The organism is Candidatus Paceibacterota bacterium (assembly GCA_041663045.1).
GTDB lineage: Bacteria > Patescibacteriota > Minisyncoccia > Phycocordibacterales > GWA1-40-21 > Bog-1340.
This window is the reverse complement of the sequence record JBAZRH010000001.1, coordinates 243,462-267,106: the sequence shown is the minus strand read 5'-3', so window position 1 is coordinate 267,106 and position 23,645 is coordinate 243,462. Positions and strand designations below refer to the sequence as shown.

Annotated in this window: 30 protein-coding genes and 2 tRNA genes; 11 read left to right on the top strand and 21 right to left on the bottom strand. The window is 39.2% G+C overall.

The annotated features are described in order from the left end of the window. Window positions 1-20 precede the first annotated feature (20 nt). The 16 genes from WC631_01350 to WC631_01275 form a co-directional block, all read right to left on the bottom strand. Window positions 21-320 carry a hypothetical protein gene (locus tag WC631_01350; protein ID MFA6227112.1) on the bottom strand — a complete coding sequence of 100 codons (300 nt, stop codon included), beginning with the start codon at window positions 318-320 and terminating at the stop codon, window positions 21-23. A gap of 92 nt (window positions 321-412) precedes the next feature. Then, window positions 413-700: a hypothetical protein gene (locus tag WC631_01345; GenBank protein MFA6227111.1), complete on the bottom strand. Its 288-nt coding sequence runs from the start codon at window positions 698-700 to the stop codon at window positions 413-415. A gap of 240 nt (window positions 701-940) precedes the next feature. Then, window positions 941-1,252, bottom strand: coding sequence for a hypothetical protein (locus WC631_01340; GenBank protein MFA6227110.1), 312 nt, complete (start codon window positions 1,250-1,252; stop codon window positions 941-943). A 63-nt stretch (window positions 1,253-1,315) separates the two neighbouring features. After that, window positions 1,316-1,513, bottom strand: a complete 198-nt coding sequence (locus WC631_01335) for a cold shock domain-containing protein (protein MFA6227109.1) — start codon at window positions 1,511-1,513, stop codon at window positions 1,316-1,318. Window positions 1,514-1,626: 113 nt separating this feature from the next. Next, window positions 1,627-2,463 (bottom strand): hypothetical protein, encoded by an 837-nt coding sequence (locus WC631_01330; GenBank protein MFA6227108.1) that lies wholly within the window; start codon window positions 2,461-2,463, stop codon window positions 1,627-1,629. 35 nt (window positions 2,464-2,498) lie between these two features. Next, window positions 2,499-2,945, bottom strand: a complete 447-nt coding sequence (locus WC631_01325) for a hypothetical protein (GenBank protein MFA6227107.1) — start codon at window positions 2,943-2,945, stop codon at window positions 2,499-2,501. A gap of 165 nt (window positions 2,946-3,110) precedes the next feature. Continuing rightward, window positions 3,111-3,275: a hypothetical protein gene (locus WC631_01320; GenBank protein ID MFA6227106.1), complete on the bottom strand. Its 165-nt coding sequence runs from the start codon at window positions 3,273-3,275 to the stop codon at window positions 3,111-3,113. 40 nt (window positions 3,276-3,315) lie between these two features. Continuing rightward, window positions 3,316-3,579: a hypothetical protein gene (locus WC631_01315; GenBank protein MFA6227105.1), complete on the bottom strand. Its 264-nt coding sequence runs from the start codon at window positions 3,577-3,579 to the stop codon at window positions 3,316-3,318. A gap of 107 nt (window positions 3,580-3,686) precedes the next feature. Then, window positions 3,687-4,082, bottom strand: a complete 396-nt coding sequence (locus tag WC631_01310) for a TspO/MBR family protein (protein MFA6227104.1) — start codon at window positions 4,080-4,082, stop codon at window positions 3,687-3,689. A 9-nt stretch (window positions 4,083-4,091) separates the two neighbouring features. Continuing rightward, entirely contained in the window at window positions 4,092-4,277 is a 186-nt protein-coding gene (locus WC631_01305) for a hypothetical protein (GenBank protein MFA6227103.1), read from the bottom strand. Window positions 4,278-4,305: 28 nt separating this feature from the next. Further along, window positions 4,306-4,485 carry a hypothetical protein gene (locus tag WC631_01300; GenBank protein ID MFA6227102.1) on the bottom strand — a complete coding sequence of 60 codons (180 nt, stop codon included), beginning with the start codon at window positions 4,483-4,485 and terminating at the stop codon, window positions 4,306-4,308. A gap of 71 nt (window positions 4,486-4,556) precedes the next feature. Continuing rightward, on the bottom strand, window positions 4,557-5,096 hold the full coding sequence (locus WC631_01295; GenBank protein MFA6227101.1) for a hypothetical protein: 540 nt from the start codon (window positions 5,094-5,096) through the stop codon (window positions 4,557-4,559). 217 nt (window positions 5,097-5,313) lie between these two features. Next, a complete protein-coding gene (locus WC631_01290; GenBank protein MFA6227100.1) occupies window positions 5,314-5,910 on the bottom strand; it encodes a hypothetical protein in 597 nt (198 codons plus the stop codon). A 184-nt stretch (window positions 5,911-6,094) separates the two neighbouring features. Next, window positions 6,095-7,810 (bottom strand): AIR synthase-related protein, encoded by a 1,716-nt coding sequence (locus WC631_01285; GenBank protein MFA6227099.1) that lies wholly within the window; start codon window positions 7,808-7,810, stop codon window positions 6,095-6,097. A 57-nt stretch (window positions 7,811-7,867) separates the two neighbouring features. Then, complete coding sequence (locus WC631_01280) at window positions 7,868-8,266, bottom strand: hypothetical protein (protein MFA6227098.1); 399 nt, start codon at window positions 8,264-8,266, stop codon at window positions 7,868-7,870. Between the two features lie 121 nt (window positions 8,267-8,387). Beyond that, window positions 8,388-9,002, bottom strand: a complete 615-nt coding sequence (locus WC631_01275) for a hypothetical protein (protein MFA6227097.1) — start codon at window positions 9,000-9,002, stop codon at window positions 8,388-8,390. A 243-nt stretch (window positions 9,003-9,245) separates the two neighbouring features. Here WC631_01275 and WC631_01270 point away from each other — a divergent pair, with 243 nt between their 5' ends. Then, on the top strand, window positions 9,246-9,740 hold the full coding sequence (locus tag WC631_01270) for an NYN domain-containing protein (protein ID MFA6227096.1): 495 nt from the start codon (window positions 9,246-9,248) through the stop codon (window positions 9,738-9,740). A 211-nt stretch (window positions 9,741-9,951) separates the two neighbouring features. On the opposite strand, the gene WC631_01265 is transcribed toward WC631_01270, so the two are convergent. Both WC631_01265 and WC631_01260 read right to left on the bottom strand, forming a co-directional pair. Continuing rightward, window positions 9,952-11,907, bottom strand: coding sequence for a hypothetical protein (locus WC631_01265; protein MFA6227095.1), 1,956 nt, complete (start codon window positions 11,905-11,907; stop codon window positions 9,952-9,954). Between the two features lie 649 nt (window positions 11,908-12,556). Beyond that, a tRNA-Asn gene (locus WC631_01260) sits at window positions 12,557-12,628 on the bottom strand. Between the two features lie 300 nt (window positions 12,629-12,928). On the opposite strand from WC631_01260, the gene WC631_01255 reads away from it, so the two are divergent. From WC631_01255 to WC631_01245, 3 genes are read left to right on the top strand one after another with little or no spacing between them, the layout of a single operon-like run. Then, a complete protein-coding gene (locus WC631_01255; GenBank protein MFA6227094.1) occupies window positions 12,929-13,150 on the top strand; it encodes a DUF167 domain-containing protein in 222 nt (73 codons plus the stop codon). A gap of 2 nt (window positions 13,151-13,152) precedes the next feature. Then, a complete protein-coding gene (gene raiA / locus WC631_01250; protein ID MFA6227093.1) occupies window positions 13,153-13,530 on the top strand; it encodes a ribosome-associated translation inhibitor RaiA in 378 nt (125 codons plus the stop codon). After that, window positions 13,514-13,678 (top strand): hypothetical protein, encoded by a 165-nt coding sequence (locus tag WC631_01245; GenBank protein MFA6227092.1) that lies wholly within the window; start codon window positions 13,514-13,516, stop codon window positions 13,676-13,678. The genes raiA and WC631_01245 overlap by 17 nt, the downstream gene beginning before the upstream one ends. Here the strand turns inward: WC631_01245 and WC631_01240 are convergent, their stop codons facing one another. The 3 genes from WC631_01240 to WC631_01230 form a co-directional block, all read right to left on the bottom strand. Continuing rightward, window positions 13,679-14,533 carry a methionyl-tRNA formyltransferase gene (locus WC631_01240; GenBank protein MFA6227091.1) on the bottom strand — a complete coding sequence of 285 codons (855 nt, stop codon included), beginning with the start codon at window positions 14,531-14,533 and terminating at the stop codon, window positions 13,679-13,681. It abuts the gene before it with no gap. Window positions 14,534-14,537: 4 nt separating this feature from the next. Beyond that, complete coding sequence (gene def, locus WC631_01235) at window positions 14,538-15,083, bottom strand: peptide deformylase (protein ID MFA6227090.1); 546 nt, start codon at window positions 15,081-15,083, stop codon at window positions 14,538-14,540. Window positions 15,084-15,164: 81 nt separating this feature from the next. Beyond that, on the bottom strand, window positions 15,165-15,719 hold the full coding sequence (locus tag WC631_01230) for a hypothetical protein (protein MFA6227089.1): 555 nt from the start codon (window positions 15,717-15,719) through the stop codon (window positions 15,165-15,167). A gap of 38 nt (window positions 15,720-15,757) precedes the next feature. On the opposite strand from WC631_01230, the gene WC631_01225 reads away from it, so the two are divergent. The 7 genes from WC631_01225 to WC631_01195 all read left to right on the top strand — a co-directional run bounded on the left by WC631_01225 (window position 15,758) and on the right by WC631_01195 (window position 23,645). Continuing rightward, window positions 15,758-16,945 (top strand): tRNA-dihydrouridine synthase family protein, encoded by a 1,188-nt coding sequence (locus WC631_01225; protein ID MFA6227088.1) that lies wholly within the window; start codon window positions 15,758-15,760, stop codon window positions 16,943-16,945. A gap of 1,995 nt (window positions 16,946-18,940) precedes the next feature. After that, complete coding sequence (dnaX, locus tag WC631_01220; GenBank protein ID MFA6227087.1) at window positions 18,941-19,993, top strand: DNA polymerase III subunit gamma/tau; 1,053 nt, start codon at window positions 18,941-18,943, stop codon at window positions 19,991-19,993. Window positions 19,994-20,184: 191 nt separating this feature from the next. Then, window positions 20,185-20,255, top strand: a tRNA-Gln gene (locus WC631_01215). A 249-nt stretch (window positions 20,256-20,504) separates the two neighbouring features. Continuing rightward, window positions 20,505-21,281 carry a hypothetical protein gene (locus WC631_01210; protein ID MFA6227086.1) on the top strand — a complete coding sequence of 259 codons (777 nt, stop codon included), beginning with the start codon at window positions 20,505-20,507 and terminating at the stop codon, window positions 21,279-21,281. Window positions 21,282-21,385: 104 nt separating this feature from the next. Continuing rightward, window positions 21,386-22,666, top strand: coding sequence for a hypothetical protein (locus WC631_01205; GenBank protein MFA6227085.1), 1,281 nt, complete (start codon window positions 21,386-21,388; stop codon window positions 22,664-22,666). 80 nt (window positions 22,667-22,746) lie between these two features. Beyond that, the gene (locus tag WC631_01200; protein MFA6227084.1) at window positions 22,747-23,073 is read left to right on the top strand and encodes a hypothetical protein; all 327 of its coding nucleotides are present in this window, start codon (window positions 22,747-22,749) and stop codon (window positions 23,071-23,073) included. 2 nt (window positions 23,074-23,075) lie between these two features. Then, window positions 23,076-23,645 (top strand): alpha/beta hydrolase, encoded by a 570-nt coding sequence (locus WC631_01195; protein ID MFA6227083.1) that lies wholly within the window; start codon window positions 23,076-23,078, stop codon window positions 23,643-23,645.

Genomic DNA, 23,645 nt, shown 5'->3' with positions numbered 1-23,645 from the left:
CCGAAAATATTTCGGGGCTACTATGGAAGGTCGTAGAATTCACCACTTTCACAATCAAACGTATGCTGACGCTCTTCTTCAAGAATCTGTGTGTGTTCTAGTCTCCTTGCGAAGGCTTCTTTGAGTGGTTCATTCACCGGAGTAAGTCTCCATGCCATGAAGAGCTCTTGTCTCAAATTTAACGTATCAATCAGATACCCTTCAAGTTTTTCTTCCAACTGTCTCTTTCTGGCAGTATCAAAATGTTTATCTTTTCTTAAATGTTGCCATTCCAGAAATAATTGCCAGAAACTTTTGTCACTATTCTTTGAATTTATCATTCATACCTCCTTTCTAGAACTTTTGTTCCGGGGGGAATATTAGCACGGAAAAGGGCGCGGGCAAAGCCCGCGCCCCAGACCATCTTCGTGATTTATAAATGATTTATTCTCTCTATCATTTCTCTTTCCAATATTGCTATTTTCGGTTCGGACAAATTATGTTTACTCATATTTGCTCTCATCCAAGCTATTGTATTTTGTAGTTCAAATTCATCCACCCCCTTATCTTTTTCTCTTTCCTCATACATGTCTCCACGAAATATCTCTTCCACCCTATTAATTTCTTTTAAAGTAAAACCATTTGCAGAAAGAGAGCCTCTCACTTTTTGAAATTCTTCCTTAGTTACTCTTGGTTTTGTGTCATCACTAAAAAATCCCATATATTAATATTAAATTTATAACATTTATATTATATCATCTTTTAGCCAACAAAAAACCCACAAACACCTGTTGTGGGTTCTACCATCTCGAAAAGAGAGAATAGGGAGCCGTGGGATCACTGCTGTTCGAGTCCGAGCGCCAAGGAGGTCGGGGTGAGGAACCCCATAGGTTGCACCCGGACACTACCAAAGTGACCACCACAGCTCCGCCTACTATCTTACACCAAGCTATATTTTTTGTCAAGCAGCAATAGGAATCTCTTGATGGTTCAATATTGCTATTACCAACCTTGCGGCCTCGGCGTATCTTTCAGGAAATTGTTCCCCTTGGCTAATCAAGTACCGTATTTGAGTATTACTTGTATCATCTATTATATCGCTTACATCTTTGTGATATCTTTCTGCCCATTCATATTGTTCTGTTTCATTTGGATTTTCATTTTCCAACATCATTTTCATCAATCTAATCTGAAAACCGTTCCTGATCTTTACATCAAGTCTTTCAAGCATCTTCGGTATATCCCTTCTTGTGTTTTGTCCTTCTTCTAACATAACAAGATTATATCAAAAAACACCCTCGTCTGCCAAACGGCAGACGAGGGTGTTTTTAAGCTATTATGCTCTTGATACTTTTGTAGCTGAAGGACCCTTTTCGGTCTCAACAACTTCAAAAGTGACGGTGTCACCGATTCTTAGATCAGCAAATGTAACACCGACAAGTTCTTTAGAATGAAAGAAAAGATCCTTTGTTTCGCCTTCGCGAGCAATGAATCCAAATCCTTTCTCTATAAGAGCTTTGATTGTTCCTGTCATGATGTGATTTTAAAATTATTTTATTTGAAACTTCGACGATGTTCCCGTGTCTTAACACTGCCTTCTAGTATAACACACCCTATTATTATTCGCCAGGGGAGTATTCTCGGATATCAACGGATACCGGTATCGCAGGATATATCTGAATCTGTAGATCTATTTGCCACTACGACAATTTCTTTTTGTTCGCATCTTGGCAGGAAGCCACCATTGTCTGGCGTAATCTTAATTATATATATTCCCGGTGCAATATTTACATTGAAATGTCCGTTTGTATCAGATTTAATACTCTTTACCAAGATACCACTATCTTTGGCAGTAATATCCACTTCTGCATTTACAAAAGGCTTATCAGCACAATTCGGATCTGGGGGAATACGCATCACTGGGCATACAGGACCCAAATGTAAATACCCATTTATACCGCTTGCATTGTCACTTATTGAATTCACAGAGACAATAATCGTCGCGGTATCCTCCGTGGCAAATTCTAGAGAGAAAGTATAACCTTGCGAGCTAGTTTTTTTATTATTTACAGTACCGAGTCGGATTTCTTTTGAATAGCCATCTTTATTTATACTAAATAATGCCGAAAGCTCTCCTTGCCAAAAACATTGAACATCTGGTTTGCAACGAGAGTCATTTATTTCTTCGAGTATTATAGATAAACCATCAGAGAATACAATTTTGTCTTTTATTTTTATTGAAATAGTTTTATCGAATTTTCCTTGTCTCTCGGATATTATATCTGTAGGGCAGGGAGCGAATTCGCATTTTGGTCCTATGCGTCCTACTGCGGAACCATCAGGGCAGATCTTGGCTTCCATCGTGCAAGCCACTGGAGGGTTTATAGTTCTTTTATTCTTGTAAACATAAACACCGCTACCAATCACCAGTAGTGCTATGACCACAATCGCAAGGGGGACTAAGAAGCCTTTTTGTTTATTCATATATAGAAGTATATCATGACCTTGGGACGGGATTATTATTTAATTAGAGGAATAATGGCAATTATCATTTGGGCAAGACCAACTAAGATCAACGTCATAGTCATCCATTTCGTCCAACCTATATATACCTCATTACTTTTTATGAGTTCTTCAGCCGATTTTTTTGTCTCTTCTGCTAGTATATCAGCAGATGCTTTTGTCTCTTCCGCCAATGAGTCTGCTGATGCTTTTGTTATCTTTGCTAGTAAATCCGAGTCTGCTTTTGTTGTTTTCGCTAGTAGGTCGGCGTCTTCTTTTGTGTTCTTTGTTAGTAATGCGCTTACATCCACAAACTCTTTGGCCCCATCCAGAGTCATTAGGGTGGTGGTGATTGGGGTTTTATTGTCTTCTCTTTCGATTACTTCTTCAAGTTGTCTATTTATGCGTTCCAGGTAATTTAAACTATTTAACTTACTATCAATATGTAGTAACAAGTCATTCATGTGCTGTTGCTGTTGAAAGAGTCGATATGACCTATATACAATAATTCCTATACTAATTGATGAGATTAGTATTATGGTTGTAATTATTTCTACAAAGCTCATTTATATATATTTTTTAACTACTTTACGTTATTACAGATAATAGCTTATGAAAGTATTAATCTATTATTTAGAAATCTCTTTACCTTTATTAAACCATCCCCAAACCAAACCGATTATACCAAGTATTACAAGTGCCCACATCAAAAAAGTTGAGAAGCTCGACACAAGGCCGATTACTCCGAGAACAAGCAAAATAATACTAACTACCAAAATTGTGTTTTTTTCCATATATTTTAGATTAACTAATAATAACTAATAAATTATAGCTCTAATTTTTACGCTTAACCTTGCGGATATCGTCTCTAATTGTATTTATTACGTCAGTACCTATCCTTATTACATCTTTTGAAACCAGATTCACTGCGTTCTTTAGTTCTTTCTCATATTCCTTACGATGAGGTCTTCCTTTTTTCCATTCTTTCTTGAGCGATCTGACAGCCTTTCTCGTCTTTGCGTTTGCTTTGCCGACTAATAATTTAGCCTTTTTTGCTACATTTTTTGCAGCCACTTTGATTTTTTTCTTAGTCTTCATACCATAAATGACGATTCAAATATAATATTATTACAACCGAACGAAAGCCATATTTTTTAGCGAAAATTCGAAAGCCGAGTTTCGTGCCAGTAAAGATAGCGCGCCACTTATCTATTCAAATAAGTAATGGTTATTTGTAAAACTGTAGCAAATGAAACCCAGAGTAAATATGGTATTTGTATATAGGCAACCCAACGGGCGTGTGGATAAATAGCCACCATTGCCCAGATGAGTGTGCCGAGAACAAGCAAGATATCTATTGAAGCCAAAAGATTATCTTTGAGTCCAAATTGCAACGATGTAAACGCAAAGTTAAAAATCAGGTTTAGAACGAAGGGCAAGACAACAATCAAAGTAATCTCTTTTCTAAAGGCCATCAAGAATACCTTACCAAATGAAAGTGCAATTAAGACATAAAGAAAAGTCCACACAGGGCCAAAAAGCCAGCTCGGTGGTGACCACGATGGTTTGATAAGTTGCGAGTACCAGTTGTATGCGTTCATATGGTTATTTTAACTTTTGAGATATTTACCAGCGACGCTAAGCGCAAACGAAGACAGTATTATAAATACGTTTATAAAAAATAATTCTTGTATTATTCCTCCCTTGTCTGGTCCTCCAGTGAGTATCATGATAGTACCCAAGATTACGAAAGTGATAGAGGCAATAACGAATATTTTTGTTGCTATTTTTTGCATGACCTTATTATATCACGATATCTCAATCCTATTTACCTTGAGTTGCTTGCTCTTTTTTCTTACTTTTTACAATACCCACAATACCGACAATGGCTGTTATGAGACCAAGTATTTGCCCTCCAGGGCTGTCGTCTATTTCACCATAGACAAACATAAATACGCCGAATAGTACTAATAGAACGGAGCATATTATTTTAATTTTGTTCATATGATATAGACGAAGCAAAACTATAAGGGTTTTATAACCTCATGGCTCTACCTCCGAGTAAATACCGCCTTCTATCTGTTAAACATTCTTACAAGCCAGCCCAGCAGACTGAATTTGCTTTCATTGTCTTTAACAAAAGAATCCGCTTCTGTTTTAATTGTAGTAAGCTCGTCGATTTGCGTTTGTAGCTCGGCTTGAGTCGATGAGCTAGTTGTCTTAGCAAGAGCTTTATTTAATCTATTTAGACGGTTTTCTGTTGATACTAGCTCGCTTCTTAAAGCCCCAAGATTCTTATAGTCTGAACCTATTAGAAAAATCTTGAAACCATTTCTTTTCTCAACTTTATCCATCTTTTCTTTTACTCTTTCACTTGTATCTTTTTCTTCACGAGCAATTGTCTTTATTTCATTTTCAACTGCATCATCTTTATCGTCAATTTTTTCTAATTCTTCTGCAAAATCAGCAACTCTACTTCTATGTTGCTCACCGATTGAGCTAGTAGCATTGTCTGATTCTTCATCGTCAGATCTTTCATCGGCATAAACACCGGTTGCACCTACTAATGCAAACACAAACAAGACAGATAAGATGTATAATATTTTTTTATTCATAAATTTTAGTTAATAAACTGTTAAACTGTATTCATATTATACTCCTAAATCAATTTAAATGTTGACTAGTTATAGATCTTATTGAGATATCAAAAATAACCCTTATGACATAGGCTTATATTAGCGGTTGAGACCTAAAAGAAAAGGCACCAAATTTATACAAAACAAAACCCGCCATCCTATGATAGCGGGTTAGAACAACTTTTGGTCATGTTGATCAGGCTGGAACCGGTTCCTTACTCGGCCATGTCTCAATCATTGCTTCCAGAATTTTCGACATCGCGCCAGTGCCGCCGCAACCTTTGGTGACGACGAAATAGTCAATCTCTCCGGATGCAATCAGAAGGGAAGCCGTAGGCCTCTTGGATTCGAGGTCACAGTCACAAGTCACTGCCACGACTTTCATGGCAGGGATAGTTTCTTTTGTCTTCCTTATGAATTCAACCGCCGCATTGAAGCCACTCAAGCCGAGATAAATTACCAAGACATCGCTCTTTCTTTCACTTGGTATTTTCCCGACAACTCCTGCGACTTCGTTTGTGGCAATCCTTTGGCAGGTATTGTGATAAGCGACATCTTCTTCGATCGTGCCATGGGCAAGCGTCCATATACCTAATGCCGCAAGATCTTGGTTGGCCTCTTTTCCTTTTGAGACGAAAATCTGCAGGCCATCTTTATTTGTCTTTACCAAGCCATCTTGGTATTCACCAATCGGTCGGTATGAGATGAACATTGCATTCAGACTGGTGAAATCCGAAACCAATTTTACCAACTGGTCACGGATAAATGACTCCACGCTGTATTCGTTCTTCACAGACGTCTCCTTTGTATATTTTGTTGTTTTTAAAGAGTTTGTAAACTCTCTTTACTAATCTTTCATTAGGCTAACACTAGTCTATACCAAAGTCAAATCAGCGTTAGCTAAGTTTAATAACTTTGAATCACTCCAGATTACAAGTTTAAGATCGGAGAAAAATAAAAAATAAAGGCAAGGGTGTCTAAGACTTATCGTTCAAGTATTTGCCTGCAACACTCAATGCAAATGAAGGTAGTATAATACAGACGGTTATCATTAGAAGCTGATGCAATCTCTGATTCAATAATGTAGGATTATTTCCATCCGGTCCGCCAGCCAAGACTTGAACATTTCCGATCGGCACCTGACTTGCGCCACAACACTGTTGTTGCACCACGCGTCCACCGACGCTCCGATCCACTTTCCGTACCAGGAAACCCTTCGATCCGACAGATACCTGCTTCAGGACAATTTCTGCCGCGTCGTTGAACGACAAATCGTCGGGTAATTCTAGTGGTTTGAGATCCATCGGCTTGTGATCGGACTTGAACGTCTTCTGCGGCAACTTGCCCAAGATATCTCGCAGATTGAGATGAACAGGTGTCGTGTTTTTTGCTGAGTCAATCACCGTGATGTACCCATCGCCAGTAATCTCTCCCAGTATTTCGCAGTTCACCCGTTCACGAGCGCAAATATCCTCGAACAGCTTCCGACAGTCCGGCTTGATCAGGAAGCCATAGCGCTCCTGATATTCAGCACTCCAGATGGAGATGACGGCCATCGTCTTGTCGCCAAGACGAATCTGTCGAATGTCTGCCCGTCCGCCAATAATCTCGACGAGTTCGGTTATGACATTGCTTGGACCGCCCGCGCCTTGATCGTGAATTGCTTCAATAGGATTTTTGTCTCCCATCTCCACGCACGCTCGAATGACGCGAACAGCTTTATTGCCCATCTCGCCGTTACCACGCTGAACTGATTTGAAATCAAGCCCGGCGTCATTTTGACCTTGTGCCATACTCGATGCGGCCCCACCGCCAAAACCAATATCATAGGCCGGCCCACCGATAGCCACGATAAGCATTCCTTTTTCAGGGGTCTGCTTTTTCGTGTGCTTGTCCTCAATGTGACCAACTCCGCCGCCGTAAAAGATCGGCTTACGGAACTCGCGCCTTTCGCCACTAACTATCTGGCAAAAGGTTCTGGTAAAGCCACCAATTGTCGGCTCACCGAATTGATTTCCGTAGTCGAAGTCTCCGTTACTTCCTTCAAGGAGAATTCGAAGTGGCGTTGCATGCTTATTGCTTACCTCGCCACCAATGACCTCACCAGGGATTTTGTAATCGCCAGGAAGGAACAGATTACCGACGCAATATCCCGCTGTTCCAAACCCGATGAGCGATCCACGTCCGCCGGCGCAGGTATCACGGATACGACCACCGATTTTCGTCGCCGCTCCTGGATAGGGGGCGATGAGTGTCGGATGATTATGCGTTTCCGCAGTCGCTGTCGGATGAAGTGTTCTCTGTACCGACTTAAATTCCGAGGGTTGCCCGGGATTTGCTGGTACAAAAAACTGCACCCGATGACCATACAAGGCACCAACGTTATCGTTGAATGCGAGCATGCTGACATTTAAGCCAGAAACTGCAAGAAGCGGCGCCCGAACGATATCGAGCAAACACTCCGGCATTTCCACGCCGTCGATCACCATCTTCCCTTTGAAGTACCAGTGACGACAATGCTCGCTGTTGGCATTACCGATTTGGAATAGCTCCACGTCGGTTGGATTTCTCCCATACTTGCGGAAAAGTTCCGTATAGTAGGTGATATCCCAACTGTCCATGCCGAGGCCGAGCAATTTGTTCGCTGCTCGTAGTGCATCTTCTCCCTGTTCAAGAACTGGGATGATCTGCACTTCTGCTGTGATCGAATCAAGACTGAAACTGGAGATACCACCAGGTGGATAGACAACTTACGTCATCTGATCCAAATGTTGTGCGAGAATTTCTTCACGCGTGGCTCCATCCAGTTTGTATATTTTCGACTGTTCAATCCGAACCACCTTGTCCAAACCCATTGCATGGCAAATTGCCACAGCATTGGTTGAAAAAGGTGTTTCCACGTTGAGACGCGGACCAATTTCCACAAACGAACCTTCGCTATAGGAATGACGATCTCCCGTAAGCAATGGTTCGAAGGTCTCGGCAATTACCCAGCGGAGTTTTTGAAGTTCTGCCAGGGTCATTTCCGAAATCATTTCAATGTAGAAACAGACTTCGTATAGACCGAAGTTCCTAACTAATTTTGCTATCATTTTCTCTACCTCTACTTTCTGTTTATTTTTGTTTCCTATCTGCTCTGTTCTTGTCAAGGAACAGTATACTCAAACGAGTAAATTTCTATTTCTGATACTATACTTTTATGACAAAAAGTAAAGTATAAAAAAATCGCCAAGGATACAATCCTTGGCGATTCAACTATGACGAAGCCGATCAATCTTTCTCGACAAATTCGAGATTCCGTGCGACCTCCGCATGGAAATCCGCCGAGCAGAGACAGTATGCACTGACCGTCCGTTCCGCGATGCTTACAAGCGTGGAAAGGAACGACTCGCACATCTTGCCGCCGTTCATGAAGTCCTGTTCCTTTATCGTTGCCAGAACTGAAGGAATTTGATCGGGGTGGCACATGACAATACGGCGTCCCTTGGCTGCCGAACGTAACATGGTCGGTCCGCCGATGTCGGTCTTCTCGATAACGCTCTGGAGCGTGTGTCCATCTTTTGCCACTTCTGCTTCCAGCGGATACATGTTCACGTATACGAGATCGATCTTAGGAATACCGATCCTTGCCAGTTCTGCCCTGTCTTCTTCATTGTCTTGGGCAAGCAGGGCAGCGTGGATCTGGCGCGACAGTGTAACAACTCGGTGACCAAGAATCGGCTCACCGACAATTGTAGCCACATCAGTGACTTCGATACCAGCTTCAGTCAAAGCCCGAGCTGTTCCGCCTGAGGCAAGAATATCGAAGCCGAGATTATTTAGGTCGCGTCCGAACTCGACAATACCAGTCTTGTCGAATACTGACAGTAATGCAGTCCTTTTCATCTTCATCTTTATTTCTCCTAGAACACAACTGAAAATCAGTTGGCTTTTTTATGGGTTATGCTCCCTTCATAAATCATACTAGGATATTATTGATTTAGAGTCAAAGGGTTTTGCTTTACGGCTCCAACTAGTTGATACATTTAGAACTGCAAACTGGAATAAAATTAAAAATGAGCTTGAGTCGAGTGGAGTTTTAAGTACTTTTCCTGCATTGGTAATTCAAATTATGTTATAATCTACCGCATGAAAAACATTGCTTTTATTGATGGACAGAACCTATATATGGGGACTAAAAGCTGTAATTCGCCTTGGGAAATTAATTTGGTTAAATTCAAAATATATCTGGAAAGAAAATACAATGTGTCAGATGTGTATTATTTTCTAGGTTATGTTCAGGACGAGAATGATGAATTATATGATAAAATCCAAAAATCAGGGATGATCCTAAAATTCAGAGAACATAATTCGGCCATGCTAGGTAAAAAGAAAGGCAATGTCGATACTGAAATTGTATTTCAAATAATGAAAAAAATCTACAAAGGCGAACCTTTTGATAAGATTATTTTGGTCTCAGGAGATGGAGATTTTAAAGCACTGGTCGATTTTTTGATTGAAGAAAATAAATTTGGAAAAATCCTGTTTCCGAACAAGAAATTTGCTTCGTCCTTGTATAAATCTCTTGGTTCTGAATATTTTGATTATTTAGAAAGTAAAGATATTAAGGAGAAGATCAAATAAAACAATTCCGTATAAAAAGAAAAGGGCTCCTTAGGTAGTGAACCGTTTGGATCCCTCTTCGTCTTAATATAGAAAGTATATCAAACCACCAAATGATGTCAAGTCGATAGAAATATCAATACATTTGGTTGTCCTAACTGGCTCCATCTTGTGAGCAAGTTCAGAATTGTGGAGTGGGGGAGGATTACGGTTGAGTCAGAGAAAATTAGATTTATATAACCGGAACTATATCTTTAATCACTTCTCTTACTTTCTTTGCATAATCAAAGACAAGAAATCTTGACCATTTTTGTATATCAGTATTTTGCATTTTCTCTATAACAAGGTCTCTGTTCATATCGACTGAGTTTGGTGATAACCCTTCAGACTTAAGATAGTTAGATACCTCTATCTCGAATTTATCCCACAAATCTGACAGATATGCATCGACAAAAGTATACTGTAATCCCTCTTTAACCTTTAGGTAAGAACAGAACATTGCGACGATTTCTTGCGATTCAGATAGCATTCTGTACGTCGGGTAATCTTTAAATTCATTCGCTCTCAACTCAAGTCTGACGGCCTGACTACGAACCCTAATCTGATCTATACCATTACTATTCTTTTCACTTGAAGAAGCCGCATGATTCCACGTCAGAGATGTATTAGTCTTTCTTCCCTTTATTCTATTTATTGAGGAATATGCATATATTAATACGTCGTTCATTAATTCCATTTTTATCTGATATTTATCCAGATCTTCTCCCGTAATACCGCTTGGTATACCAAAATTTACATGAAGAGAGAGGAGACTGTAGTCATCTATCTTTTTGGTAGCTCGATCAATCGGTAGAGCTCCCATCTTTGCTAATTCTTGTATTATTCGTGCTTGTGTTTCTGCACAATATGAGAAATCTGGGTTGACTTCCCACAAATCATCCAGTATTTCTCGGTAGTTTGATATAAAGAACTTGTTTAATATAGCTACTTTTTTACCATCTAGTACATTCATTGGTATCTCTATTTCTATACCCATGGTAGGCAATGGATTTTTAATGTTACTAGACAATTTCTCTTTATCTGACAATCTCCTGAGTTTTTCAATTCGTATCATGACTTCTTCATCAGTCGCCCCGCTGCTCTGTCTGAGAAAATTAAAGACATTAAGTTGAATTGCTGATACAGCCGTAGGGGCAAGGCCCTCATTTAAAGTTAGATTATTAACCCTCCCAATCATCTCGTCTGTCTCTTTGTCTAGTGTTTCCATTCTCTCATCCCTAAGGTGTGAACCTTCATTCCATGGATCATCTGTTAATGATATACCTCCCAATGAAGATGTACCATAATAGTCGTCGTAGCCTTCATCGTCATCTAAATCTTTTGGTCTGTCTACCGGATGTTTTTTAAGGCGTGCGAGTTCTTCTTCTAAAGATTTAAGTCTTTCGTTTTCTTTTGTAGGGTCAAATTCATTAGGTTTGACTTCCTTGTAATATAACCCTAATATTCCATCAAAGATATCTCCATGGCCAGCAAAATAGGCTGTTAGGGACGGTTTTTTAGATAATATATTTGCGAGTGTATCTCTAGCTGTTCCTATGTTGGCAATTATACCGAGCGTATTTAACGCGTTTGCTAAATCACCAGTAAGATATTGATGTCTGGTATAGTCATCTTCAATTATTCTCTCTATATATTGTTTTACAGCGTCAGTGATTTCTGGGCTCCTCTTTCTTTCAATATAGTTCAATAGTTTATGCATAGTACTACCATCCGGGTTGTTCCATACAGTCTCATTATTTAATAAAGTAATGATAAAACTGTTTGGAGTATCGTATCCCAATGAAAAATAGTCTGTTATTAGTTTGTATCTATTATAGCTAGCTATTCTCGTCTTATCCTCGAGATTCTTAGTAATTTCTCCTTCAATGAATTCTTGAAACTTAGGACCAAGTGACATTATCTCTACCCATTTTCTTCTGTTGGATAATAGGGCCGTGAGCCTTTCAATATCATATGAATGTGAATTCCACTCTTTCTCGAATCTCTCAAAATCATGATTTTGGTTAGACATACTATCGAAAGTGTCTACACCCAGATATTTATAGATACGGTTAAATTTCTCTAACTGTTCATTAGTAAGTTCAAGCTTATTGGGCGACGTCTTTTCTAGAATAAGATTTTCTCCCATTCCAAAATTATATCAAACATATATCATTTGTATATACAGATACCCTCAAGATTATAAATACTGTCTGTTAAATATAAAAAATACCACATGATTCCAGCCTAGAATCATGTGGCAAATGTTTTTGACCAGATATTTGGGTTTACTTACAGTTACAGTCGAGACCCAAGTACTTGGCTAGATTGCTATCATAACCGCACTGATTGCAATGGAACATGTGATTCCAAGCACAGTGGGATTGATGTGCACCAACGGTCTGCACGAATCGTTCATCCACACGGTCACATCCTATACAGGGCAAGTCTGGTACCGCGCGATTGTTAATACTGATTCCATCCTTGAGTTTTTGCTGTAGGTCGAGCAGTGCTCGCTCAGCATTGGCGTTGACGGTAATCTTCGTGAACATACACTAATCTCCTTTATCTATTAAACATTAATTTCACTCCTTCTACATAATAACATATTAAATAATAACTATCAAGTTGCTACGGAGGCAGGGGTATCTCGCCTACAGCGCGTGATTTTCTGGTTTGCTCAAATAGAGATTTTCGCAAACATAGAAAATCTTTCGATCCCTGCACGAAAGCTCTCCCAGAGCTTTCTCTCCGTCGCAAATTGAAAAACACCACACAGGGGTGGCGTTTTTAATTTGCTCCGGAGGCAGGGATCGAACCTGCGACCAATTGCTTAACAGGCAACTGCTCTACCGCTGAGCTACTCCGGAATAATATTTTTCCATAAAAAATATTTTACAAAGTAGCTATATCGGTGCAGTTGCCAAAACAGGCAACCTCCTTACAGGAGCTGTCCACTTTTTTGATATTTTGTCGCTATGCTCCAAACTATCTAAAAAAGTCTTGCGTGTCGGGTCCCAACCCAACACTCACTTCACCGCTTGCTACTCGGGAAATACTTAATCGGAATTTTCTTGAAAGAACTGGGCATTATATTAGCAGAAGAAATGAGAAAAGGGAAGTATGCTCAGTCTATTTTTGTTTTGTATAAAGTATAGTAAAATCTATTTATGTATATAAAAGTAAAAGCTCAAGCGGGGGCAAAAAAGGAAAGATTTGTAAAAAAGTCTGAAGATCATTTCGATGTGTCGGTCAAAGAGCCGGCCGAGCGTGGACTTGCAAACGGTCGTATTTTAGAACTAGTTCGAGAACACTTTAAAGTGTATAATGGTGATGTAAGGATAGTGAGCGGTCATCACTCCCCGGGGAAAATTATAAGTTTAGATAAATAAACATGAAGCATAATATTAAGACGACAAATATCTTTCTCACTCCTGCGATTACCGATTATGTTGATAAAAGACTTTCTCATTTGGATAAATTTATAAGTCCAGAAGATTTGGAGACAGTAATGTGCTATGTAGATATCGGCAAGACGACAAAGCACCATAAATCTGGAGATTTTTTCAAAGCGGAACTAACCTTACATATTGGAGGCAAATCTTTGAGGGCAACATCAGAAAGAGATGATCTCTATGCTGCTATAGACGTTGTAAATGATGAAATGGCCAATGAATTAAAGTCCTTTAAAGATAGGAGAATGAGTATTATAAAAAGAGGTCGTGCAAAATTAAAAGCAATTCTAAAAGGATTTTATGGGGATAGGCAATAAAAGAAAAAAACATCTTATTATTTTACTGACCATAACTATCGTGATATTTATGTTCTATATTTACAATCTCTCTGTTAAATCTGTCGGTGTAATAAACTATTGGGACACGGTAGATAGGGGTTTAAACACTAGTGCTGCGTCATACTGATTATAGTCCAAGCAAGAAAGATTTGTAATCCATTTCTTTTTTGCCTTCGGGGATGACTTTTTGGATTTCTAGCACGCCGTCTTTCCAAATAGCTTTTGTGATTATTACTTTTATTTTTTTACCGCCTTTTTCGATTTCAAAAAATGCACGTGGCCACTCTTCATAGGCCAAGATTTTGAGATAATTTTTAAATTGATCACCGTTTTTGATATCTATAAGACCGTCGGACTTCTCAACTTTTTTTGTAAATGTCGCTTCGCTATGATTCTGCTCTTTTGCCTTGATTTTGCCTTTTATCCAATCAGGCAATATTTCTGCGAGTAAATCTGCGCCAGCCTTCGCCAAAGTTTCTTGCGTGGATCTAAAACCGGTAGGCCAGCCGAGTATATCCAATTTCTTCTGAGCGATTATTGCTCCATGATCCATTTCTTCGTCTATTTGCATTACTGAAACGCCGATATCTTGTTCATTATTTAATATTTGTTCTTGCAAGGGTGATGCTCCGCGATATTTTGGCAATAGGGAAGGATGAATATTCAAAATCTTATATTTTGGGATTTCAATAATCTCTTTCGGAATTATTTTCCCATAAGAGGCTACGACGAATAGATTGTATTCGGATATTTTTGAAATGAAATCAGAATTTTTTAATTTTTCTGGAGTGATACACTCTACGCTATTGTTTTCCGCCCAAATCTTTACGGGAGTCGGTGTGAGGACGAGTTTTCTGCCTTGCGGTCTGTCTGGAGTAGAGATAATAAGTTCTGGCATAATGCCGAGTTTTTTTAATTCATCGAGTGCAATCACGGAGAAATCTGAACTGCCGAAAAATACGATTTTGACTTTATTAAACATTTATTTATTTCGTCTTAATGCTCTCAGGCAATATTTCCTGAATATCAGTAGCTTTGTCTATAAAAAGTATTCCGTCCAAATGATCATTTTCATGTTGAACTATCTGCGCGAGAAGTCCAGAGACTCCTCGAGAAAACTTTTTGCCGTTTTCATCGAGCGCTTCGATGGTGGCTTTTGCTGAACGCAAAACCTTGCCATAAAGATATCTTACAGAAAGGCAACCTTCTTCCAAAAGCTGTTTGTCTTTTGAAACTTTCTTGATTTTTGGATTTATGAATACAAGGTCGGATTTCTTGCCGGCCACTTCCGGTGCTTCTCCTAAAACTTCATAGATTTTCTTAGAAATTATAAAAATTCTTGATAAATAACCGATTTGAACGGCAGAAATCGCAATACCGTCTTCTTGAGAATTTAGGGCTATTTTCATATCGGAAATGATTTTCTTGATTTCGGTACCGGATATTTCTTTTTCAGATATAGGTTTAGAGACTTGTCTTAAAACAGGGTTATCTTTTTGAAGTATTTCGATTTGCTTGGCTTTCTTTACCATAGTATTAAAATAACATTTTTTGGAAATTTGGTCAAAAAAAGGCGGCGCCGAGGATACGGCGCCGCACTAGAACATCTTTCATTATGGTTGTGGGACAACAGTCATCCCTGTGACAAATGGCGCACTGTCTTCCGCCAAAGCCGCGATTTTATATCCCGATTTTGATTGCGAGACATTTCCATCAAAAGCCCTGAAGGAAAGAGTGTGAGCCGGTGTCAGATACGGAATCACATAACCTCGACTTGGTCTTACATCGTATAGTTCCACGATTATCGCCGAGTGTTTTCTTGGGTCGTATTCTTCGCCTATCAAGACTAGCGTCCTGAATAAAGCAGAGTAGGTACCTGGCCCGCTTTCCCAGACCGCCAATACTTCATACGGCCTGTCGCATATCAGCTCCGCTGCTTCAAATGGAGTCTTCTTTCCAGAGAGGAATGTCATGTAGCACAGGAGCAAAATAACTCCAGACACGCCGATGAGACCAGCGAGCATCCATGCCAAATCCTGTTTATTGTTGTTGGCAAAGACGCAAAGCAAAAGGAACGCCAAGAGCATACCCCACAGAACGACCACTGACAGTTTTTTGAAGAACATTTCTATCTCCTTTTTTATAGCCAAAACTTTATGTTTCAGCATATCCTCAATATTTTTATCACTTTATCGAAAATTGTCAAATGACACCGAAAATGTTATTCTCGGAAGTAATGAAAAATTTTTGGCAAAAAATCGCTTCGAAAAAGAAACCATTTTTCTGCTTGGCGCCGATGGCAGATGTTACAGATGCGCCCTTTAGGAAAATAATCGCAAAATACAGCAAGCACGGTATTGGGCGTCCTAAACACGGAGTGTCGGGCACAGGTGGGCCGGATGTCTTTTGGACTGAATTTGTTTCGGCAGACGGACTTGCTTCAGAAAAAGGTAGGAAGCGACTTTTGAATGATTTGAAATTCTCGAAAGGCGAAAAACCGATAGTGGCACAGATTTTTGGAAGCAAACCTGAGAATATTGAAATCGCATGCAAGCTTATTTCCAAACTCGGCTTTGACGGCATTGATATAAATATGGGATGCCCAGACAGAAAAGTAGAAAAGCAGGGTGCCGGCTCGGCAATGATGAAAAGTCCGGCGATTGCAAGGGAAGTGATACGTTCAGCAATAAAAGGTGCGGGCAAAATCCCAGTTTCTGTGAAGACAAGAATCGGCTTTAATAAAATAGAATACAAAGAGTGGCTCACTGAAATTCTGAAAGAAGATATTTCAGCTCTCACAATACACCTCCGCACAAGAAAAGAACTTTCAGATGTGCCTGCACATTGGGAATTGGCAAAAGAGATTGTGGATTTTGTGCGGAAGCAAAAGCCGGAGCTGGTATTGATAGGCAATGGTGATGTAATTTCCCTGAAGCAGGGAAGAGAACTCGCCAGAGAATCTGGCTTTGATGGAATAATGATCGGTAGGGGAATTTTCGGCAATCCGTGGTTATTCGCCAATTCGACCCGCGATTCTTATCGTGGTAGTCGAATTGAGCGTCCCGTTAAATTTGCACGACAGGATAAAGTTGAAAATAAGAAAACAATAAGACACTGTGATATTGATTTAAAGACAAACAGATATTCCCCTAAAATTGTACGGGATGATTCTGGTATATCTGTTGAACAAAAATTAAAGGCGCTTTTAGAACACACCAAACTTTTTGAAAAAACCATGCTTCACCACAAGCGATTTGATGTAATGAAAAAGCATTTCAAAGCCTATGTTTCCGGTTTTGATGGGGCAAAAGAGTTGAGGGTCAAACTTATGGCAACGAATAGTTCAAAAGAAGTAGCTGAAATAATTAAGGTATTTAATAATATGGCTAAATAGAGCCGTATTTCTGCATATATAAAAAGAAAGTGGCTAAAACACTTGACTTTTAAGCTAGGTATGCTATACTCACCCTCGGGTTGCTTGGTGAAATCTTCAGGCCGGTATAGGGAAGAGTGTCTTGTGGCATTCACCTACACCTAACATAGGAATAGGAAAAACCCTGCGCTTGAAACTAGTGCTTAGCAATCCACCAATTTAGTTCTTTAAATAAATTTCTGCGACGTCTATGTGGCGCCCTACAGAAAAGGAAGACCATCCTGAAAACGGTCAAAAAAGAGAAAGGCAAAAACATGCATACGACAAGTCCTCCGCGGTTGGCGAGTCGTCATAGTCAAAAATTATCAAAAATCGCCATCGGCGCCTCCAGCATGCTGTAGCCGAACATCGGCCGCGGCCTACTGAATCACAGGAATTAGGAAAGGAGAATAAAGACTTGGTACCCAAATCGTAAGTATGTTAATTCAGAAAACGTTTTGGGTTAGTGGATGCGAAAAAAAGAAAAAAATGCGCCTTTAATCAAAAACACACCTCGGCTTCAAACTTCCGAGGTGTGGGCGTGCTCTGAAGTTCACCACAGCTTTAGAGTTTGGTCTTTCTTGAAAAAAATAATTGTTTACGCAGTCTTGACCGTCCGACTACAAGTGGTAGTAGTTGGGCGGTTTTCTTATTTTCAAGAATTTTTATAAACTTTTCAAATATATTGCCTATTGACGCATCCCTTCGATAGGAATAGAATCTTTACTATCTCGTCTCGGTATGAAACTCGTCAGGCGAATAGCCGATGTTTAATTCACACTTGGGACGGGTAAATCATTCTTTGGAGCGGTAACTCTAAGGAAATGGTTGGAACGGAGGTACTCGTAAGTAACTGATTCGCGGTTTGCGCGGGTTGTTTACGGACAGATTCGCTACCTTACGTAAATCGTTTGCGCAAGTTTGTGAATCAGCGGATGTACTGGTCTCTCGAGAGTTCCAGGGTGAAATATATCTGGAGCGAAACGTGAGATCTTCACCTTCTCAGATTTGATAACTAGTGCTTGGCATTGGTGGTCTGAGATGGAGTAACGTGTCTTAGGAGGTTCTTTATGGTTGTGTTGCGTCTCCTCGTTTGAACAAGTCTGCGGCCCGAGATGAGCCTGCTTGTTAGAGACCTCGTCTCTATACCCAATCATTATGGTGAATGATGATTGGGAAGAACAATAAAATCACCTGGTTTCGCTGATGCAGCCGGATGAGGGTTGGCGAAATAAGATGTGCTCGTCCTTGAGGGGCGTTTATGTGTATGCTGCAACTGATACTTGCACAACACTGGACGCCTCCTTTTTAATTATCCACTTTTTGTTTTTGATTAAGCGGTATTTTAATTATACAATTGAATTCGCTCTGTTCTTTTGGTGTTGGATGGATGATGGTGAATCACACAGAAGGAGGCTCTCGTATGAAGATTCATTACAGTCCGATAGCTGGGCCGTTTGAATACAGGCTCGGCGATAGCAGTGATCGTTAGGCCGAATAGAAATGACGGCGCGATCTATGCGATCCGCCCTGGCAAGTGCTGGGGTGGATTTTTATTTTATAAACATAAATTAATTGACTTAGTCTAATGAAAGGACTATTCTGATATGGCATAATTCATAGCCGTGGATGCCACGGAAATGGATTCGGTCCGACCCAAAAGGTCAAGAAAGGACAGTAAAATGAAAACACATATGGCCCCTCGTGCTGGTCCGGTGTCTGGTATCGACCATAACCCCGACTATGCGCGCGCCTCGCTCACGGCGTGATCAAACCGGCGAGACTGAGTGAAGGGAGGAATCATATGAACTTAGCCGTTCGTGTGACATTGCTGCCGTAATAAAGTGTCCATGAGGAGAGGGCACGGTAAATCTTTCTCCTAAGACAGCAGGTTTGTTGTCACCATGTAAGGGAGGGTAGGTCCATGTGATCTTCTCTCCCTTTTTTATTATTAAAATAATCTGTTATAATCTCCCTATGCACGAAACAGCTTTATACAGAAAATATCGTCCGCAGAAATTTAGCGAGGTCCTAGGGCAGGATCATATTGTGAAGGTTTTGGAATCTTCTATCAAGCTTGGGCATATTGCCCACGCCTACATTTTTTCCGGTTCAAGGGGGACGGGCAAGACAAGCGTTGCAAGGATTTTTGCTAGAGAAATCGGCACGAGCACAAATGATATTACAGAAATAGATGCTGCTTCAAATACTGGCGTAGATGATATCCGTGCGCTCAATGAATCTGTAAACACACTTCCTTTTGAATCAAAATATAAAGTTTATATTTTAGACGAGGCACATATGCTTTCAAAGTCCGCTTGGAATGCACTTTTGAAGACTATCGAGGAGCCACCAAAGCATGTTATTTTTATTTTCGCCACGACAGAATATCAAAAAATTCCGGAGACTATCATTTCCCGATGCCAGACATTTTCATTTAAAAAACCGACGCAAAAGATTCTCAAAGATTTGGTGGTAGTAATGGCAAAAAAGGAGGGCTATACGCTAGAATCCTCATCTGCCGACCTTATCGCTCTTCTTGGCGACGGCTCTTTCCGTGACGCACAAAGTATTTTGCAAAAGGTGATAAGTGCTTCAAAAGACAAAAAGATTTCTGCTGAAGAGGTGGAGCTTGTGACAGGTGCGCCAAAAGCGGAGGTGGTCAATGATTTTATCCGTGCCATAGATGCTGGCGATCTTGAGCTTGGTCTTTCGGCGATTTCAAAGGCCAGAGAATCAAATATAGATATGCTTTTGTATTTCAAACTTGTCCTTCACAAAATGCGTTCTATTTTGCTCTTGCGAAACCTGAAAGGCTCGGAATGGAAGCTACAAGATGAAATGACCGACACCGATTTCAAATTCCTCAAATCTCTCGCCGACCCTAATCCTGACGGACGGGCTGGAAGAAAACCATCAAAAATCAATTCTGACACCTTACTCGCCCTTCTCGGATATTATGATATGACAGCAAAAGCGTATATTCCGGAATTACCTTTGGAGCTTGCTTTGGCAAAATTGACAGGGTAATTGAAATCAAGGTGAGACCTTAAATCTATAAAAAGGTCTCTCCTTGAATTTCATATTCTCTGTCATTCCACTGAAGAGTGGAATCCATTCTCATAACTTTTGACTTGAAAAAAGTCCATTTTTGAAGTATTCTAGTCTATAAGTTTGTTCTAAGAAGCTAAAAAGCTACTTTCTACAAGCTAATTGAATATTGGGGGATCGTCTAATGGTAGGACATCAGGTTTTGGTCCTGAGTATCGGGGTTCGAGTCCCTGTCCCCCAGCAAAGCAGATTTAAATAGTAAGCGGAGCTTTCCTCAGATTAATGCTTTGCTGGGGGAAGCAAGAGAACTACTTCTCTTGCGTCAGGGACGAGAACAGCGGAACGATACTGAGCCAGCAGGCGAAGTCGTGAGCTGGTGCCCAGCCCGAAATGAGCGACGGCGAACTGAGAGGCGAAGGAGAGATTCCCTGTTCCTCAACCAACAAGAGCATAGATCGGAATCCGAATAGTTTTGAATAATCTAATTAACATGGCCTATTTCTCAAGAAGAAATGAATATGTCGTTGAATACTCTGGACACGAAGACGTTTCCAAGTCTCTTCGTGATCGTTTGTTAGTTATCGTCGAAAAATTCGTGGGCGGAAATGTATCTCTCGGTAATGATAACCAGTGGTCAATAGAACCGGATGATTTCACATACAAAACTCATCAGGAATTTCCTAACAAAAATCCCCTTGATATTATTCAGACAGGCAAATTTCACGAAGTCTTTACTGTTGTAGAAATATTCTTAGATTTAAGCAAGGAGTTATATTACACAAGACGACCTCAAGTCATTGTTGAAACTTACAAAGCTTTTAATCTTTCCGGTTCTGTATATGAAATTAACAAAGAGGGGCGAGTTGTGCTTATTGTTGATAAAGACAGCGCAGAAAAAATTGACTCTACTAAATCTATCCTAGCTCCATACCCAGAATTTTGTGATAGATTTTTTCAAGCTGTCGGAAATCTGATGGGACGAAAATCGAAACCGGAAGATATTGTAAAAGATATTTTTGTTGCTGCAGAAGGATATATGAAAGCAAATTCAGGTGCTTCAAGATTTGGTGATGCAATAAAGGAGTTCGAAAAGCAAGATAAAATACATAAGGAACAGAAAAAAGTACTTGAAGCTCTTAACCAATTTGCCTCAGATGCATCGGGTGCTCGTCATGCCGGAAACTCCGCGACTCCCACAGAACGTGATGCTTTGTGGTTTTTAGACACTTTGGTTGCACAGTTGCGCATGATAGATAGAAACAAGTAATTTATATACTGTCTGAGTATGGTCAAAATGTTAGGATGGAAATAGTAGAAAAGCCTTACAGGGCTTAACCGACAACAGTTCCAGCTCGAGTCGCGTAAAAATTTATGAATAACAATGAATTAATCGAAGAAATTAATAGTAAGAAGCAAGCAATCAAAGATGGCTTACTGACTTTTGATGAATTAATGGGTCTGACCAACAAGATACTTAATTTTGTAAGTAGAAATACTTATAAAAGTGAGAATTGGATTCTAAAACTTAGAAAATTTGATAAGAAATATAACCACGTCTCTGTACATGTAGATCAACATGATTTCGCTACTAGTTATAGAACATCAACAGGGGTTAGTGCTTGGGACTACTTCGAACCGTTCCTTGTATTATTTGAAGATTATTTGAAAGAAAATACATTAGAAGGAACAATAAAAGGAGTGTTTGTAAGAGATTTTTCTCCAAAACGTATGACTGATTTAATCAAGATTACCCCTCTTGCATTGAAAAAAAATGTTTTAAAGACAAGTTTCAGTGGACACCACATAAAAGTCACAGGGAAAATAATTTCTGGAGATTCAGTTATGAGTGATTACGTTTCTTTTTATATAAAAGATCATGATAACGTTAATATTGCCTTGAATTTTGATTTACCAGCTATACCAGAAGTATCTTTATTAATAATTGGAGATACCATAACCACTGAAGGCGAAATACGTAATGTGACTGACAGTCTTGTGTGCCTGGATCATTGCGTCTTATTATCAACGAATAAAGAAGTCAAAGTAAGAGAGAAAGAAGATAATAAAGCCGTTGCAGATAAAATATCTAAAGTAAATGTCGATAAAAACAATAAATTTATTTTTCATTTTTCAAGAGATAAAGGAATCTTTATGATGATAGTTATTCCTATAATACTTTTTCTTTTATATCTTATATTTGGAATCAAACCAGATAGTATCTCCCTTGGTCCTGTGAACTATAAAATATCAAGTTTAGAAATCAATAAAGATATATCCACTGACAATCAAAATATAGAAAATCGAATTTATCCTAATTCAACCTCTACTAAACAATCAGCCTTTGATTTAGTAGGAAAACTGAGGCAATTTTCTACATCTTTAGAAAAGTCGAACTTTATTAATTCAATATCTGGAACAGAGGTCTACGATACCGGTTATATTTTTGATATTAAGGAACCTTACGAAACGAACTCTGGCTACCGTGTTTTTATAAGTAAAGATATAGAAAGTAAAGTCTTTCTTCTTTGTACATTTAATCCACAATTTAATGAATTAATTATTATAAAGGGTGCAAAAGCCCGAATCAATTTTAGTGGAATTATAGAAGAAGGATTTGATTTTGTTAATCTCAGTAATTGTAATCTTTTATAGCTCCAGTCGCGTCGATATGATATGCTTAAATCAAGCGAAAATCTAAGACAGGACGCATATAATTATAAATAATCAAAATTATGTCGAATTTTTCACCAAGACTAGAGGATGCAACGGAAAAGCAATTAAAATATTGGATTAATGAGACCGATGCAAACTTGGCTTCTTTGGCATCCGAAGAGTTAACAAGAAGGAGATTTGAACAATTCGATAAGACAACGACAATCTTTTCTAAAATTCTCGGATTTTTTGCATTAGTTCAGATTATGGTTGCTGTTATGCAGTTTGTATTAAATGTTTACACTGCATATCAAAATTTAGGACAAAAAATATTAGTGTTGTTGATTTTTGCTGTCTTGTTGCTAGTTACTTTTTATTTCTCATACAAAATAATCGATAAAAGATAATCATGAAAACCGCAATTATCATTCATGGTATGCCATCTAAGGAGCAATATTTTGATTTAGAAGGTTCATCTGAATCAAATAAGCACTGGCTACCTTGGCTTCAAAAACAATTAATTGCAAAAGGTATTCTTGCACAAACTCCAGAAATGCCAGAGCCATATAATCCGGATTATAAAAAATGGTGTTCGGTATTTGAGCGTTTTGAAATCGATGAGAACACTCACCTTATAGGCCATAGTTGTGGAGCTGGATTTATAGTCAGGTGGCTAAGTGAAAACAACATAAAGGTTGGAAAAGTTGTATTGGTCGCTCCGTGGATTAATCCGAACGGGATGGAAAAAACCAAGATGTTTGATTTCAATATAGACGAAAATCTTGTGAACAAGACGAGAGGTATTACCGTATTCAATTCTACTAATGACGAAAAAGAAATGCAGGATAGTGTAAAGATTATCAGAGAAAAAGTAAAAAATATTAAAATCAGAGACTTTAAAAATTACGGACATTTCTGTTTTAGAAATATGAAAACCGACGCCTTTCCTGAATTATTGGAAGAAATTATTAAACAATAA